This is a genomic window from Pseudomonas ovata, assembly GCF_003131185.1.
Classification (GTDB): Bacteria; Pseudomonadota; Gammaproteobacteria; order Pseudomonadales; family Pseudomonadaceae; genus Aquipseudomonas; species Aquipseudomonas ovata.
Map to the genome: position 1 here is coordinate 94,010 of NZ_QFFU01000023.1, position 14,313 is coordinate 108,322.

Annotated in this window: 15 protein-coding genes; 11 read left to right on the forward strand and 4 right to left on the reverse strand. The window is 64.8% G+C overall.

Features of this window, described 5'->3' with window-relative positions:
• Positions 1-143 precede the first annotated feature (143 nt).
• From urtB to ureC, 10 genes are all read left to right on the forward strand, one after another.
• Positions 144-1,652, forward strand: coding sequence for an urea ABC transporter permease subunit UrtB (urtB, locus tag DGA31_RS23530; protein ID WP_109514158.1), 1,509 nt, complete (start codon positions 144-146; stop codon positions 1,650-1,652).
• Positions 1,652-2,731, forward strand: coding sequence for an urea ABC transporter permease subunit UrtC (urtC, locus tag DGA31_RS23535; RefSeq protein ID WP_056840712.1), 1,080 nt, complete (start codon positions 1,652-1,654; stop codon positions 2,729-2,731). The genes urtB and urtC overlap by 1 nt, the downstream gene beginning before the upstream one ends.
• Positions 2,728-3,591, forward strand: coding sequence for an urea ABC transporter ATP-binding protein UrtD (gene urtD / locus DGA31_RS23540; RefSeq protein ID WP_161959224.1), 864 nt, complete (start codon positions 2,728-2,730; stop codon positions 3,589-3,591). Before urtC ends, urtD begins: the two co-directional genes overlap by 4 nt.
• A gap of 118 nt (positions 3,592-3,709) precedes the next feature.
• Positions 3,710-4,408, forward strand: a complete 699-nt coding sequence (urtE, locus tag DGA31_RS23545) for an urea ABC transporter ATP-binding subunit UrtE (protein ID WP_056840711.1) — start codon at positions 3,710-3,712, stop codon at positions 4,406-4,408.
• Between the two features lie 48 nt (positions 4,409-4,456).
• Positions 4,457-5,302: an urease accessory protein UreD gene (locus DGA31_RS23550; RefSeq protein ID WP_109514159.1), complete on the forward strand. Its 846-nt coding sequence runs from the start codon at positions 4,457-4,459 to the stop codon at positions 5,300-5,302.
• Positions 5,303-5,383: 81 nt separating this feature from the next.
• Entirely contained in the window at positions 5,384-5,686 is a 303-nt protein-coding gene (locus DGA31_RS23555; protein ID WP_056840709.1) for an urease subunit gamma, read from the forward strand.
• A gap of 10 nt (positions 5,687-5,696) precedes the next feature.
• Entirely contained in the window at positions 5,697-6,245 is a 549-nt protein-coding gene (locus tag DGA31_RS23560; RefSeq protein WP_109514160.1) for a GNAT family N-acetyltransferase, read from the forward strand.
• A gap of 12 nt (positions 6,246-6,257) precedes the next feature.
• Positions 6,258-6,791 carry a GNAT family N-acetyltransferase gene (locus DGA31_RS23565; RefSeq protein WP_109514161.1) on the forward strand — a complete coding sequence of 178 codons (534 nt, stop codon included), beginning with the start codon at positions 6,258-6,260 and terminating at the stop codon, positions 6,789-6,791.
• Complete coding sequence (locus tag DGA31_RS23570) at positions 6,788-7,093, forward strand: urease subunit beta (RefSeq protein WP_056840706.1); 306 nt, start codon at positions 6,788-6,790, stop codon at positions 7,091-7,093. The genes DGA31_RS23565 and DGA31_RS23570 overlap by 4 nt, the downstream gene beginning before the upstream one ends.
• A gap of 133 nt (positions 7,094-7,226) precedes the next feature.
• Complete coding sequence (ureC, locus tag DGA31_RS23575) at positions 7,227-8,927, forward strand: urease subunit alpha (protein WP_056840705.1); 1,701 nt, start codon at positions 7,227-7,229, stop codon at positions 8,925-8,927.
• 263 nt (positions 8,928-9,190) lie between these two features.
• Here the strand turns inward: ureC and DGA31_RS23580 are convergent, their stop codons facing one another.
• The 3 genes from DGA31_RS23580 to DGA31_RS23590 form a co-directional block, all read right to left on the reverse strand.
• A complete protein-coding gene (locus tag DGA31_RS23580; protein WP_109514162.1) occupies positions 9,191-9,469 on the reverse strand; it encodes a hypothetical protein in 279 nt (92 codons plus the stop codon).
• A gap of 110 nt (positions 9,470-9,579) precedes the next feature.
• Positions 9,580-10,518, reverse strand: a complete 939-nt coding sequence (gene cbpA, locus DGA31_RS23585) for a curved DNA-binding protein (protein WP_056840704.1) — start codon at positions 10,516-10,518, stop codon at positions 9,580-9,582.
• A gap of 147 nt (positions 10,519-10,665) precedes the next feature.
• A complete protein-coding gene (locus DGA31_RS23590) occupies positions 10,666-12,336 on the reverse strand; it encodes a DUF4153 domain-containing protein (protein ID WP_109514163.1) in 1,671 nt (556 codons plus the stop codon).
• Positions 12,337-12,468: 132 nt separating this feature from the next.
• Between DGA31_RS23590 and DGA31_RS23595 the strand changes: the two genes are divergently transcribed.
• Positions 12,469-13,734 (forward strand): Hsp70 family protein, encoded by a 1,266-nt coding sequence (locus DGA31_RS23595; protein ID WP_056840702.1) that lies wholly within the window; start codon positions 12,469-12,471, stop codon positions 13,732-13,734.
• A 488-nt stretch (positions 13,735-14,222) separates the two neighbouring features.
• Here DGA31_RS23595 and DGA31_RS30900 read toward each other — a convergent pair.
• Positions 14,223-14,313 (reverse strand): IS3 family transposase (locus DGA31_RS30900; RefSeq protein ID WP_152035069.1); only part of this gene is annotated, 91 nt, incomplete at its 5' end.

A 14,313-nucleotide genomic window follows, 5' to 3' on the forward strand; every position in this document is an offset into this window, starting at 1 on the left:
GAAAATTCATGACTGTGAACACATTCTGGATTTGCGAAACGCTGAAAATTTACGACTGCTAACGCAGCCGGTCGCGGGCAAGCGCGCTCCTACACCGGGTTCATGTACCCGCCCTGAGATTGCTGCAACACAGGCCATTAGCCATGCCCGATATTGTCTACCGCTTGATCCTGATGTTCGCCCTGCTGCTGCCCATGGCCGCGCAGGCCAGCGACGCCAGCGACTTCGCCGCCGCCAGCTCCTCCGAGCAGGCCACCTTGCTGGAAAACTGGGCCGCCACGCCGTTGCCGGAGCGTGTGCCCCTGCTCGAAGCCCTGCGTGACGGGCGCGAGATCCAGAGCGACACTGAAACACCGCGCAAACTGCGCCTGAACAACCGCCTGCGCGGCCTGGTGGAAACCGCCCTGGCCAGCCATCAATTGCTCGCGGCCGATGCCGGTGTACGCCTGGCCGCCGCGCAGCACCTGCAACGCAACGCCCGCCCGGCGCAGCTCGACCTGCTCAGCCAGCGCGTGGCCCGCGAAACCGACGACGCGGTGCACGACGCCCTGACCCTGGCGCTGGCCAACCTGCAACTGGTCGACAGCAGCCCCACCGTGCGCCTGGCCGCGGTACGCCTGCTGGGTGAAACCGGCGACCCGCTGGCCCGCACTCGCCTGGAAACCCTGCTGGAGCCGGGTGTCGAGCCGGAGGCCACGGTGCGCATCGCCGCGCAGACCAGCCTGGCACAGGTCAAGCGCAAGCTGCTGATGGGTGAAGTGCTGGGCCAGGCCTTTACCGGTCTGTCGCTGGGCTCGATCCTGCTGCTGGCCGCACTGGGCCTGGCCATCACCTTCGGCCTGCTGGGGGTGATCAACATGGCCCACGGCGAGATGCTGATGCTCGGCGCCTACACCACCTACATGGTGCAGGTATTGATGCAGCGCCACATGCCGGACGTGCTGGCGTATTACCCGCTGGTGGCGCTGCCGGTGGCGTTTTTCGTCACGGCCCTGATCGGCATGGCGCTGGAACGCACCGTCATCCGCCACCTGTATGGCCGCCCGCTGGAAACCCTGCTGGCCACCTGGGGCATCAGCCTGATGCTGATCCAGGCCGTGCGCCTGATCTTCGGTGCGCAGAACGTCGAAGTTGCCAACCCCGGCTGGCTGTCCGGCGGTATCCAGGTATTGCCTAACCTGGTGCTGCCGTACAACCGCATCGCGATCATCGTCTTCGCCCTGCTGGTGGTGGCCCTCACCTGGATGCTGCTGAACAAGACCCGCCTGGGCCTGAACGTGCGCGCCGTGACCCAGAACCGCAACATGGCCGCCTGCTGCGGCGTACCCACCGGGCGCATCGACATGATGGCCTTCGGCCTGGGCTCGGGCATCGCCGGACTCGGTGGCGTGGCGCTGAGCCAGATCGGCAACGTCGGCCCTGACCTGGGCCAGAGCTACATCATCGACTCGTTCCTGGTGGTGGTGCTCGGCGGCGTCGGCCAACTGGCCGGCAGTGTGCTGGCCGCCTTCGGCCTGGGCATCGCCAACAAGATCCTCGAACCGCAGATCGGCGCCGTGCTGGGCAAGATCCTGATCCTGGGGCTGATCATTCTGTTTATCCAGAAGCGCCCGCAAGGCCTCTTCGCACTGAAAGGACGGGTGATCGACTGATGAGCCAGCCATTGATGATGACCGCTGCACAAAAGGTCGGGCCCAAGGGCACGCTGGCCATCGGCGCCCTGGTGCTGGCCGTGCTGCTGGCCATGCCGCTGCTGTCCCTGCTGCCGGCCGACAACCCCTTGCAGGTGTCGGCCTACACCCTGACCCTGGTGGGCAAGATTCTCTGCTACGCCATCGTCGCCCTGGCCCTGGACCTGGTCTGGGGCTACGCCGGGCTGTTGTCGCTGGGTCACGGCCTGTTCTTCGCCCTGGGCGGCTATGCGATGGGCATGTACCTGATGCGCGAAGCGGCCGGTGACGGCCTGCCGGCGTTCATGACCTTCCTGTCTTGGACCGAGTTGCCGTGGTACTGGGCCGGCACCGACAACTTCCTCTGGGCCATGTGCCTGGTGGTGCTGGCGCCGGGCCTGCTGGCGCTGGTGTTCGGCTTTTTCGCCTTCCGCTCGCGGATCAAGGGCGTGTACTTCTCGATCATGACCCAGGCGCTGACCTTTGCCGCCATGCTGCTGTTTTTCCGCAACGAAACCGGCTTTGGTGGCAACAACGGCTTCACCAACTTCCGCAGCATCCTGGGCTTTTCGATCAGCAGCCAGGGCACTCGCGCGGTGCTGTTCCTGGCCACGGTGCTGTTGCTGGTGGCCAGCCTCTACGCGGGCTGGCGCCTGGCGCAGAGCAAGTTCGGCCGGGTGCTGACCGCCCTGCGCGATGCGGAAAACCGCCTGATGTTCTGCGGCTACGACCCGCGCGGCTTCAAGCTGTTCGTCTGGGTCCTGAGCGCGGTGCTGTGCGGCCTGGCCGGCGCGTTGTACGTGCCGCAGGTCGGCATCATCAACCCCAGCGAGATGTCGCCGACCAACTCCATCGAGGCCGCCGTCTGGGTCGCCCTCGGCGGGCGCGGCACGCTGATCGGCCCGCTGCTGGGCGCCGGCATGGTCAACGGCATGAAAAGCTGGTTCACCGTGGCCTTCCCCGAATACTGGCTGTTCTTCCTGGGCGCGCTGTTCATCATCGTCACCCTGTACCTGCCCAAGGGCGTGATCGGCCTGCTCAAGAAAAGGAGCGACTCATGATAGCCCCGACCCCGTCCCCGGCCTTCATGCTCGAACCGGTGCTGGACCCCAATGCCGACGCCGGCACCAGCCGCGAGGCGCTGGGCCTGGGACGCAGCGCCGGCCAGGGCCTGAACACCCGGCACGGCACTATCCTGACCCTGGAAGACATCAGCGTCAGCTTCGACGGCTTCAAGGCCCTCAATAATCTGAACCTGTACATCGGCGTCGGCGAGCTGCGCTGCATCATCGGTCCCAATGGTGCCGGCAAGACCACGCTGATGGACGTCATCACCGGCAAGACCCGGCCCACGCACGGCACGGCCTGGTTCGGCGAGACCCTGGACCTGACGCGCCTGAGCGAGGTGCAGATCGCCCAGTCCGGGATCGGCCGCAAGTTCCAGAAGCCCACGGTGTTCGAGGCGCTCAGCGTGTTCGAGAACCTGGAGCTGGCACTCAAGACCGACAAGTCGGTGTGGGCCAGCCTGCGCGCCAGGCTCAGCGGCGAGCAGCACACGCGCATCGACGAAGTGCTGGAGACCATCCGCCTGAACGCCTCGCGCGGCCGGCCGGCCGGGCTGCTGTCGCATGGCCAGAAGCAGTTCCTGGAAATCGGCATGCTGCTGGTCCAGGACCCGCAACTGCTGCTGCTCGACGAGCCGGTGGCGGGCATGACCGACGCCGAGACCGAATTCACCGCCGAACTGTTCAAAAGCCTGGCCGGCAAGCACTCGCTGATGGTGGTCGAGCACGACATGGGCTTTGTCGGCTCGATTGCCGACCATGTCACGGTGCTGCACCAGGGCAGCGTGCTGGCCGAAGGGTCGCTGAGCGACGTACAGGCCGACGAACGCGTGATCGAGGTTTACCTGGGCCGGTAGGCCCCTGTAGGACCGGCTTCAGCCGGGAACAGGCACCCCCTCTTCACAGCATTCGCGTCATTCGCGGCTGAAGCCGCTCCTACGGGGGTGAGCGAGCCGCCAGAGATAGGAACAGACGATGCTTCAAGTCGAACAGCTTCACCAATACTACGGCGGCAGCCACATTCTGCGCGGCCTGTCGTTCGAGGCAAAAGTCGGCGAGGTCACCTGCCTGCTGGGCCGTAACGGCGTGGGCAAGACCACACTGCTCAAGGTGCTGATGGGCCTGCTGCCCTCCAAAGAGGGCAAGGTGCAGTGGGAAGGCAAGCCCATCACCGCGCTCAAGCCGCACCAGCGGGTGCACGCCGGCATCGCCTACGTGCCGCAAGGGCGGGAAATCTTTGGCCGACTGACGGTCGAGGAAAACCTGCTGATGGGCCTGTCGCGCTTTCCGGGATCAGAGGCCAAAGAAGTGCCGGCGCATATCTACGAGCTGTTCCCGGTGCTGTTGCAGATGAAGCATCGCCGTGGCGGCGACCTGTCCGGCGGCCAGCAACAGCAACTGGCGATCGGCCGGGCGCTGGCCAGCCGCCCGCGCCTGCTGATCCTCGACGAGCCCACCGAAGGCATCCAGCCCTCGGTGATCAAAGAGATCGGCGCGGTGATCAAGCGCCTGGCCGAACAGGGTGACATGGCCATTCTGCTGGTCGAGCAGTTCTACGACTTTGCCGCCGAGCTGGCCGACCAGTACCTGGTGATGTCGCGCGGCGAGATCGTGCAGCAGGGTCGCGGCGAAACCATGGAAGCCGAAGGCGTGCGCGGGCTGGTGACGATCTGATGGCCCGGTTAAGGTGTGCCTGTCTGTGTATCGAATGATGACGACCTCATGAACCTGCCTGCCAGCACCGCCCTGTTCACCCCCAGTTGGCACGCCGAGCTGGAGCTGGGCTACGCCCGCTTCGGTGACAGCACCCGCCCGGTACAACGCCGCCACCTGGGGCCGTTGCGGGTGCAGAAGCACCTGTATGCCGAGGGTCCCGAGGTGTGCCAGCACATCATTGTCCACCCCCCCGGCGGCATCGCCGGCGGCGACCGGCTGGCTATTTCGGCGCAGGTCGGGCCCCAGGCCTGGGCGCAACTGACCAGCCCCGGCGCCGCCAAGTGGTACCGCGCCGCCGGCCCTGCCTTCCAGCATCTGGATCTGCACGTCGAGCCCGGTGCCACGCTGGAGTGGCTGCCGCAGGAAACCATCGTTTTCAGCCAGGCACAGGCGCAGCTGGAGACGTGCATCAACCTGCACGGCGATGCCCGGCTGTGCTACTGGGACGTGGTGGCGCTGGGTCGCCCGGCCAGTGGCGAACGTTTCGACCAGGGCTATTTCCAGTCGCAGCTGGAGATCCGCCGCGACGGCCGCCTGCTGTGGCACGAACGCCAGCGCCTGGAGGGCGGCGACGGTCTGCTGGACTCGCCGATCGGCCTGGATGGCAAGACGGTGTTCGCCACCTTGCTGATGACCGGCGAAGCGGGCAGCGAGTTGCTGGAAACCTGCCGTTCGTTGAACATGCCCAACCCGGTGCGCGGCGACCTGACCCAGCTACCCGGCTTGATCGTGGCCCGCTGCCTGGCCGACGAAGCCCTGCATGCCAGGGCCTGGCTGATCGAACTCTGGCGCCACCTGCGCCCGGCCCTGCTGGGCCGCGAAGCGCGGGTGCCGAGAATCTGGAATACGTGATACATGGACCCAGGGTCTGTTGCCGTAGGAGCGGCTTCAGCCGCGAAAGCACCAAGAACCTGCCACCCAAACGGAATCCCCATGGACCTGACGCCCCGCGAAAAAGACAAACTGCTGATTTTCACCGCAGGCCTGGTGGCCGAGCGCCGGCTGGCGCGTGGCCTGAAGCTCAATTACCCCGAAGCCATGGCGCTGATCAGCGCCGCCCTGCTCGAAGGTGCACGTGACGGCCAGACGGTCGCCGAACTGATGCACTACGGCACCACCCTGCTCAGCCGCGAACAGGTGATGGAAGGCATCCCGGAAATGATCCCGGAAATCCAGGTCGAGGCCACCTTCCCCGACGGCACCAAGCTGGTGACCGTGCACCAGCCGATTGCCTGACGGAGGCTGCATGGACATTGTCATCCGCGACGCCCTGCCCGCCGACCTGCCAGGGGTGCTGGCCATCTACAACGACGCGGTGCTCAACACCACCGCAATCTGGAACGAGCAACCGGTCGACCTGGCCAACCGCCAGGCCTGGTACACCGCCCGCCAGGCCCAGGCCTACCCGATCCTGGTGGCGGTCGATGCTGCAGGCCAGGTGCTGGGCTATTCGTCGTTCGGCGACTGGCGCCCCTTCGAGGGCTTTCGCCACACCGTCGAGCACTCGGTGTACGTGCGCGCCGACCAGCGCGGCCGGGGCCTGGGACCGGCCCTGATGCGTGCATTGATCGAACGCGCCCGGGCCTGCGACAAGCACATCATGGTCGCCGCCATTGAAAGCGGCAACATCGCCTCAGTGGCCCTGCACGAGCGGCTGGGCTTCATCATCACCGGGCAAATGCCCCAGGTGGGCACCAAGTCCGGCCGCTGGCTGGACCTGACCTTCATGCAACTGGACCTGTCGCCGGGTGCAGCAGCACCGGCCTCCCAGGCCCCCTCACCCCCCTCTCTCTGACAGGACGTCCCCATGAACCCCGGACAATTGCGAAGCGTTACCGTGGACAGTTTTGCCCATTACCGCCAGGGCCTGGCGGGGCTGTTGCTCGATGCCGTGCAGCATGGCGCGTCGGTGGGGTTCATGGCCGACCTGGACCAGGCGCAGGCGTTGGCCTGGGTCGACGGGCTGAAAGCCGATATCGCCAGCCACAGCCTGTTGCTGTGGGTGGTAGTGGAGCACGAGCAGGTGCTGGCCAGTGTGCAACTGGCGCTGTGCCAGAAGCCCAACGGGCTCAACCGCGCCGAAGTGCAGAAACTCATGGTCCTGCACTCGGCCCGTCAGCGCGGCCTGGGCCGGCAGTTGATGGCGGTGCTGGAGCAGGCCGCCGTGCAACAGCAACGTGGCCTGCTGCACCTCGACACCGAAGCACAGTCACCGGCCGAAGCCTTCTACCGCGCCCTGGGCTACGACCGCGTCGGCGAACTGCCGGACTACTGCGCCACCCCCGAAGGCCGCTATCGGCCGACCGCCATTTACTTCAAGACCTTGAGGCACGCGTCATGATTCCTGGCCAGTACCAGATCCAGCCCGGCGAGATCGAACTCAACGCCGGGCGCCGCACCCTGAGCCTGACGGTGGCCAACAGCGGCGACCGACCGATCCAGGTGGGTTCGCACTTTCACTTTTTCGAGACCAACGACGCCCTGACCTTCGACCGTGCCGCCAGTCGCGGCATGCGCCTGAACATCCCGGCCGGCACGGCAGTGCGTTTCGAGCCAGGCCAGGCCCGCGAGGTCGAGCTGGTGGACCTGGCCGGGCTGCGCAAGGTGTACGGCTTCGCCGGCCGGGTCATGGGCGACCTGTAACGCCCCCCGCCCTTGCAGAAGCACCAGGGCGGCGAACGGCAAAAACCGGTGGCGCCTGTTTCCCGGCTGAAGCCGGTCCTACGGCCGGTCCCAGGACCCTGCGGCGCGACAAATAAAGACATCAAGGAACCCCATGAAAATCTCCAGACAAGCCTACGCCGACATGTTCGGCCCCACCGTCGGCGACAAGGTGCGCCTGGCCGACACCGAGCTGTGGATCGAGGTCGAGAAGGATTTCACCACGTACGGTGAAGAAGTGAAGTTCGGCGGCGGCAAGGTGATCCGCGACGGCATGGGCCAGGGTCAGTTGCTGGCCGCCGAGGTGGTCGACACGCTGATCACCAACGCGCTGATCATCGACCACTGGGGCATCGTCAAGGCCGATGTGGGCCTCAAGAACGGCCGCATCGCCGCCATCGGCAAGGCCGGCAACCCGGACATCCAGCCAGACGTGACCATCGCCATTGGCGCCGCCACCGAGGTCATCGCCGGCGAAGGCATGATCCTCACCGCCGGCGGTGTCGACACCCATATTCACTTCATCTGCCCGCAGCAGATCGAAGAAGCCTTGATGAGCGGCGTCACCACCATGATCGGCGGCGGCACCGGCCCGGCCACCGGCACCAACGCCACCACGGTCACGCCCGGCCCCTGGCACATGGCGCGCATGCTCCAGGCTGCCGATTCGTTTCCGATGAACATCGGTTTTACCGGCAAGGGCAACGCCAGCCTGCCCGGCCCGTTGATCGAGCAGGTCAAGGCCGGCGCCATTGGCCTGAAGCTGCACGAAGACTGGGGCACGACGCCGGCGGCCATCGACAACTGCCTGAACGTGGCCGATGACTACGACGTGCAGGTGGCGATCCACACCGACACCCTGAACGAGTCGGGCTTCGTCGAGACCACCCTGGGTGCGTTCAAGGGCCGTACCATCCACACCTACCACACTGAAGGCGCCGGTGGCGGCCATGCGCCGGACATCATCAAGGCCTGCGGCTCACCCAACGTGCTGCCCAGCTCGACCAACCCGACCCGGCCGTTTACCCGCAATACCATCGACGAACATCTGGACATGCTGATGGTTTGCCATCACCTGGACCCGAGCATCGCCGAAGACGTGGCCTTTGCCGAAAGCCGCATCCGCCGCGAGACCATCGCCGCCGAAGACATCCTCCACGACCTGGGCGCGTTCTCGATGCTCAGCTCCGACAGCCAGGCCATGGGCCGGGTGGGCGAGGTGATCCTGCGCACCTGGCAGACCGCCGACAAGATGAAAAAGCAGCGCGGTCCGCTGCCGGAAGACGCACCGGGCAACGATAACTTCCGCGCCAAGCGCTACATCGCCAAGTACACCATCAACCCGGCGATCACCCACGGCATCAGCCATGAAGTGGGCTCGGTGGAAGTGGGCAAATGGGCCGACCTGGTGCTGTGGCGCCCGGCGTTCTTTGGCGTCAAGCCGACGCTGATCCTCAAGGGCGGCGCCATTGCCGCCAGCCTGATGGGTGACGCCAACGCCTCGATCCCGACCCCGCAACCGGTGCACTACCGCCCGATGTTCGCCAGTTATGGCAGCGCGATCCATGCCACCAGCCTGACCTTCATCAGCCAGGCCGCGTTCGAGGCCGGTGTGCCGCAGACGCTGAACCTGCAAAAGCAGATCGCCGTGGTCAAGGGCTGCCGCAGCGTGCAGAAGAAGGACCTGATCCACAACGACTACCTGCCGGTGATCGACGTCGACCCGCAGACCTACCAGGTCAAGGCCGATGGCGTGCTGCTGTGGTGTGAACCGGCCGAAGTGCTGCCGATGGCGCAGCGGTATTTTCTGTTCTGACCGGTGTCAAGCCTTGACGCAAACCTGTGGGAGACAGCGGCTGGCGATGGCTATGGGACAGGCGCAGCAGGTGTATGGGCCTTGCTGACCTCATCGCCGGCATGCCGCCTCCCACTAGTTGGATGTTGCCCTGATTTCGGGCCTGGCATCAGACTGTGGGAGGCAGCTCTGCTGGCGAAGGCGCCGGTAAAGCCGCTGCCCATGTATCGGCCTCACTGTCCTCCCACAGGCCCTGTTGAGCCGTGGGTAAACAGTACTGATCCTCAGGTTGCAGCCGGCGCTTCATCGTCAGCGGCATCCAGATAACTCAGGAGGGAATGCTCCTTGCCGACCACGCCCAATGCCTTTAATGCATCGTCTATCGCTCCAAGCAAACCGATATCCTGCGGCCTGCGCTGGCTCAGGAGCGTGCGACGCAAGGCGAGATGAAAGGTCAGTTTGCCAAACGCAACATCATCGGAGTTATTGCCCATGCTGATGATTCGCTGGGCAGCAGTGTCGATTTCCTTTTCCACAAAGGCCATGAAATCCGTCTTATTCATGATCGGTTCCAGTCAGGTTGTGACCGGTTCACCGTAAGACCCGCCAGGAAAGGCGTCTACTGACAGAACTACCAGTAAACGCCCTGCAATCCTGCGCGCCCTTCAGCCGATCAACGACCCCAGCCACTGCGCGGATCGAACGCGGCCTTGTCGGCCAGTTTCTGCCACAGGGCGCGGGTGGCTTCGTCGGCCTGGGGTGGCATGACGATCTTCACTTGCGCATACAGGTCGCCGCGCTGGCCCTGCTTGTCCTGCAAGCCATTGCCCTTGACGCGCAGGCGCAGGCCGTTCTGGCTGTCGGGGCGGATGGTCAGGTTGATCCGCCCGGTCAGGGTCGGCACCGCGACCTTGGTGCCCAGCGCCGCTTCCCAGGGGGCCAGCGGTACATTGATCACCAGGTCATGGCCTTCGACCTCGAACAGCGGGTGCGGCGCCAGGCGGATGGTCAGGTACAGATCGCCGTTCTCACCGCCACCGGCACCCGGTGCGCCCTGGTTCTTCAGGCGGATGCGCTCGCCATCGGTAACCCCGGCCGGAATCTTCACGTTCAGGGTCTTGGTGATATCGGCCATGCGCTGGCCGCTGGCGTTGTGCTGCGGCACCTTGTAGCTGATCTTCTTCGACTCGCCGGAAAGGCTTTCTTCGAGAAAGATCGCCAGTTCCATGTCCACGTCCTGGCCCTTGCGCCCGCGCGGGCGCGCACCCGGCTGGGCACGGCCGCCGCCGAAGATGGAGCTGAAGAATTCGGAAAAATCCGTGGTGTCGTTGCCAAAGCCACCGGCGCCGGCACGGCTCTGCCAGCCGGGCGGCGCCTGGAAAGGCCGGCCCTGGTGGCCATACTTGCGCAACTCTTCGTACTCGGCGCGCTTGTCCGGGCTGCCAAGCACCTCGTAGGCCTCGGTGGCCTCCTTGAACTTCTCTTCGGCGCCGGCTTCCTTGCTGACATCGGGGTGATACTTGCGTGCCAGCTTGCGATACGCCGCCTTGATCGCCTTGTCATCGGCGCCAGGCTCTACCCCGAGTATCTTGTAATAGTCTTTGAAATCCATCGCACACTCACCCGTACCTGTTATCGGTCGCTGCGCAGAGACTCGCAGGTTGTCTCAGACAATGACATCTGCGACCGCGCAAAGTCGTAGAGTGTATCGGCAAACGGCCATGATGGCCGAGTGCATGATGATCGTTTACACATTTCATCAGTCGTCAGACTCATACGGAGTGTAAAGCTGGTCGTCGGTCTGCAGGTTGCGATAACGCGGCGCGACCACGCGGGCCTTGCCCTGGCGGATCTGTTCGGCCAGCCCTTGCGTGTTGTAATTGCCCTGCAGGTAGCCGGCCAGCACCCAGCGCCCCTCATCCGTGCGCCGGAAGAATTCGACCTGGGTATTGGTGGCAAACCGGATCACCTCGTTGCGCCCATCGCCGCTCAAGTCCACCGCCCACAACGTACATTGCAGGCGGTTGCAGTCCAGGCCGCCCAGTTTGGGGTTGGCGAACTGCTCATGGCCTTCGACCGGCTCGCCGATCCAGACCCGGTTCGCCTCGGTGACCGGGCGCTGGCGCAGGCGACCATCGCGACCCTCGTCCAGGCGCTCGCGGATCACCGCGCGCGTGGCAGCATCCCATTGCGTCTGTTGGTCGAGATGACTCTCCAGCCATTCGAACGCCCGACGTCCGGGCGTGCCCAGCTTGTAGTACAGGTAATCGGCATCGAACTGCTGCGCCGGGGTACGGCCATCCAGCAGGCGCTGGACCTGGTTGCGCGCGCTCAGCTCCACCGGGCTGAGCCACGGGCTGTGGATCGCCAGCAACGCACTGCAGACCAGCAACGCCAGCCACGGGTTGCTCCGGCGCAGGCTGCCCAGCCAGGACGTGCGGCTACGCAGCACCGCGTACAATCCCGCCACGCTGTACAGCGTGGCGATGCCCACCAGCAACAGGCCGATGACCCGCGAAGGCGACAGTCCATACTGGCTGACGCGCAACCAGGTCGAGTAACCGGCCAGCGCCACCAGCACCGGCAGGCAGATCAGGCCGGCATCGATCACCCAGCGCAGCCAGCGCGGATAAGGGCACGGCTGCCGACCGTCCTGGAACACGCCGTTGATCAGGAACACGGTGATGGCCACCAGTGACAACAGAATTGCTGTGGCATAGCCGGTCTTCCAGATCGACTCAAGCCCGGTGAAAGGCAGGCTCAGGCTAAACAGCAGGACGATCAGGGCCGCCAGCGGCGCCAGGAAATGACACAGGCTCAGCAGGATGCCACGCAGCAGGCCGATGACCCGCTCGTTGTCGCGGCCCATGCGCATCCCCAGCGAAAACACCAGTGCCAGGCAAACGATGATGACGCTCTGTTGATTGATCGCCTGCTGCAGAAACGTGATGCCAATCATCTCGAACAGACTCGCGCACAACTGCAACAGGCTCCAGAACAGGCCCATGAGCAGCAGCGCCAGCAACACGATAAAGGCGGTGTTCCAGGCGTGGCGGAACAGAGCCTCGTACGGCAGCCGCCAGCCCTGCCCCGACGGCCAACTGAGGATGAACGCCGTGGCAATGTAGGTGATCAGAGTGCCGGCCATGACCCAGCTGACGATCGACCACTCCGGATCGTAGGCGCCTGGCAGCGCAGGCGTCCAGGCCCAGGTCGTCACCAGCGTGATCAGCCCCGTCAACAGCACACTCCACACCCAGGCCCGGCGCTGCAGTGCCTCACGACCCAGCAATTGCAGGTTGAGGCCCAGCACCAGCACGATGGCGGCCAGCCAGGCGGCCTCCCATTTTACGGCGACCACCAGCACCAGCGCCTGGAGCAGGCCAATGCCCAGGTACAGCGGCAACGATTGCTTATCGGGTGAAGACATTGCATTTCCTTATGGCACGGCCAAGTGAAGGCGAGAGTGTATCGATGCACAGCAATCGGACAACAGCACTACGCAATCGCGCCCTGCTGACATAAACTGCGCGGCCGTTTTTTTCACTGGAACGCACCGCTCATGAATGACCAATCCCCGGCCCGTGCCTGTGGCATCGATTTTGGCACGTCCAACTCCACTGTCGGCTGGCTGCGCCCGGGCATGGAGTCGCTGATTGCGCTGGAGGACGACAAGATAACCCTGCCGTCGGTGGTGTTCTTCAACCTCGAAGAGCGACGCCCGGCTTATGGCCGCATGGCCCTGCACGAATACCTCGAAGGCTATGAAGGCCGGCTGATGCGCTCGCTCAAGAGCCTGCTGGGCTCCAAGCTGATCAAGCACGACACCAGCGTGCTGGGCACGGCCATGCCGTTCACCGACCTGCTCGGGCTGTTCATCGGCGAGCTGAAAAAGCGCGCCGAGCGCACTGCCGGGCGTGAGTTCGAGCAAGTGGTGCTGGGCCGCCCGGTGCATTTCGTCGATGACGACGCCCAGGCCGACCAGGAAGCCGAAGACACTCTGGCCGCCGTGGCGCGCAAGATCGGTTTCAAGGACGTGTCGTTCCAGTTCGAGCCCATCGCTGCGGCGTTCGACTACGAGTCGACCATCGAGCAGGAAGAACTGGTGCTGATCGTCGACATCGGCGGCGGTACGTCGGACTTCTCGCTGGTGCGCCTGTCGCCCGAGCGCCGCCTGCTGGACGACCGTCAGCAGGACATCCTGGCCACAGGCGGCGTGCACGTCGGCGGCACCGACTTCGACAAGCAGTTGAGCCTGCAAGGCGTGATGCCGCTGTTCGGCCATGGCAGCCGGATGAAAAGCGGGGCGTTCATGCCCACCAGCCATCACATCAACCTGGCGACCTGGCACACCATCAACAGCGTCTACTCGCAAAAATCCACCCTGGCGCTGGGCAACATGCGCTACGACATCGAAGACGCCAGCGGCATCGACCGCCTGTTCAAGCTGATCGAGCAGCGCGCCGGGCACTGGCTGGCCATGGAAGTGGAAGCCAGCAAGATCGAGCTGACCCAGGCCGAACAGCGCCTGGTGGCCATGGACCGCATCGAGGCCGGGCTGAGTGTGGAACTGACCCGCCCACTGTTCGAGAGCGCCATCGACACGCAATTGCAGCAAGTGCGCAACAGCGTGACCGAACTGCTGAACAAGGCCGGCGTCAGCGTCGAGCAGGTCAACACCGTATTCTTCACCGGCGGTTCCAGCGGCATTCCGGCGCTGCGCAACAGCGTCTCGCAGATGCTGCCCAACGCCCGGCATGTAGAAGGCAATATCTTCGGCAGCATCGGCAGCGGCCTGGCCATCGAAGCCAAGAAGCGCTACGGGTAAAGGCGGCACGCTGTCGCGCATCAAACAGGGGCCCCGGTAGGAGCGCGTTTACCCGCGACCGAGTGCGCAGCGCTCGCAGAAATCTGTGAAACGCTGAAAATTTACGACTGCTGCGCAGCCGGTCGTCCGAGTGCGGCCCACGCCAAGCGGGCTCCTACGGGGGCGCGTAAGCCGGCGGGGCGTGGTGGTGTCAGCGGTTGAGGCGGTTGTCGATCCGGCCGTCCAACACGGCCGAGGCATCGCCACTTGTGGGAGGCGGCTCTGCCGGCGACCGAGTGCGCAGCGCTCGCAGAAATCTGTGAAACGCTGAGAATTTACGACTGCTGCGCAGCCGGTCGTCCGAGTGCGGCCCACGCCAAGCGGGCTCCTACGGGGGGCGCGTAAGCCGGCGGGGCGTGGTGGTGTCAGCGGTTGAGGCGGTTGTCGATCCGGTCGTCCAACACGGCCGAGGCATCGCCACTTGATCTGACCCCAAAAAGTTGGACAGTCTATTGCCATACGCCTACAGAGCGAGTCCTGAACTCCACAGGACTCAATCCACCAAGCTTTACTTTTATCCGGTCATGATTGTAGTAATGG

Coding starts and splice junctions, on each gene's coding strand:
- DGA31_RS23565 (WP_109514161.1), top strand. CDS start 6,258: ATGAACCCCGGACAATTGCGAAGCGTTACCGTGGACAGTTTTGCCCAT.
- DGA31_RS23570 (WP_056840706.1), top strand. CDS start 6,788: ATGATTCCTGGCCAGTACCAGATCCAGCCCGGCGAGATCGAACTCAAC.
- DGA31_RS23550 (WP_109514159.1), top strand. CDS start 4,457: ATGAACCTGCCTGCCAGCACCGCCCTGTTCACCCCCAGTTGGCACGCC.
- DGA31_RS23580 (WP_109514162.1), bottom strand. CDS start 9,469: ATGAATAAGACGGATTTCATGGCCTTTGTGGAAAAGGAAATCGACACT.
- DGA31_RS23560 (WP_109514160.1), top strand. CDS start 5,697: ATGGACATTGTCATCCGCGACGCCCTGCCCGCCGACCTGCCAGGGGTG.
- DGA31_RS23590 (WP_109514163.1), bottom strand. CDS start 12,336: ATGTCTTCACCCGATAAGCAATCGTTGCCGCTGTACCTGGGCATTGGC.
- ureC (WP_056840705.1), top strand. CDS start 7,227: ATGAAAATCTCCAGACAAGCCTACGCCGACATGTTCGGCCCCACCGTC.
- urtC (WP_056840712.1), top strand. CDS start 1,652: ATGAGCCAGCCATTGATGATGACCGCTGCACAAAAGGTCGGGCCCAAG.
- DGA31_RS23555 (WP_056840709.1), top strand. CDS start 5,384: ATGGACCTGACGCCCCGCGAAAAAGACAAACTGCTGATTTTCACCGCA.
- urtE (WP_056840711.1), top strand. CDS start 3,710: ATGCTTCAAGTCGAACAGCTTCACCAATACTACGGCGGCAGCCACATT.
- cbpA (WP_056840704.1), bottom strand. CDS start 10,518: ATGGATTTCAAAGACTATTACAAGATACTCGGGGTAGAGCCTGGCGCC.
- urtB (WP_109514158.1), top strand. CDS start 144: ATGCCCGATATTGTCTACCGCTTGATCCTGATGTTCGCCCTGCTGCTG.
- urtD (WP_161959224.1), top strand. CDS start 2,728: ATGATAGCCCCGACCCCGTCCCCGGCCTTCATGCTCGAACCGGTGCTG.
- DGA31_RS23595 (WP_056840702.1), top strand. CDS start 12,469: ATGAATGACCAATCCCCGGCCCGTGCCTGTGGCATCGATTTTGGCACG.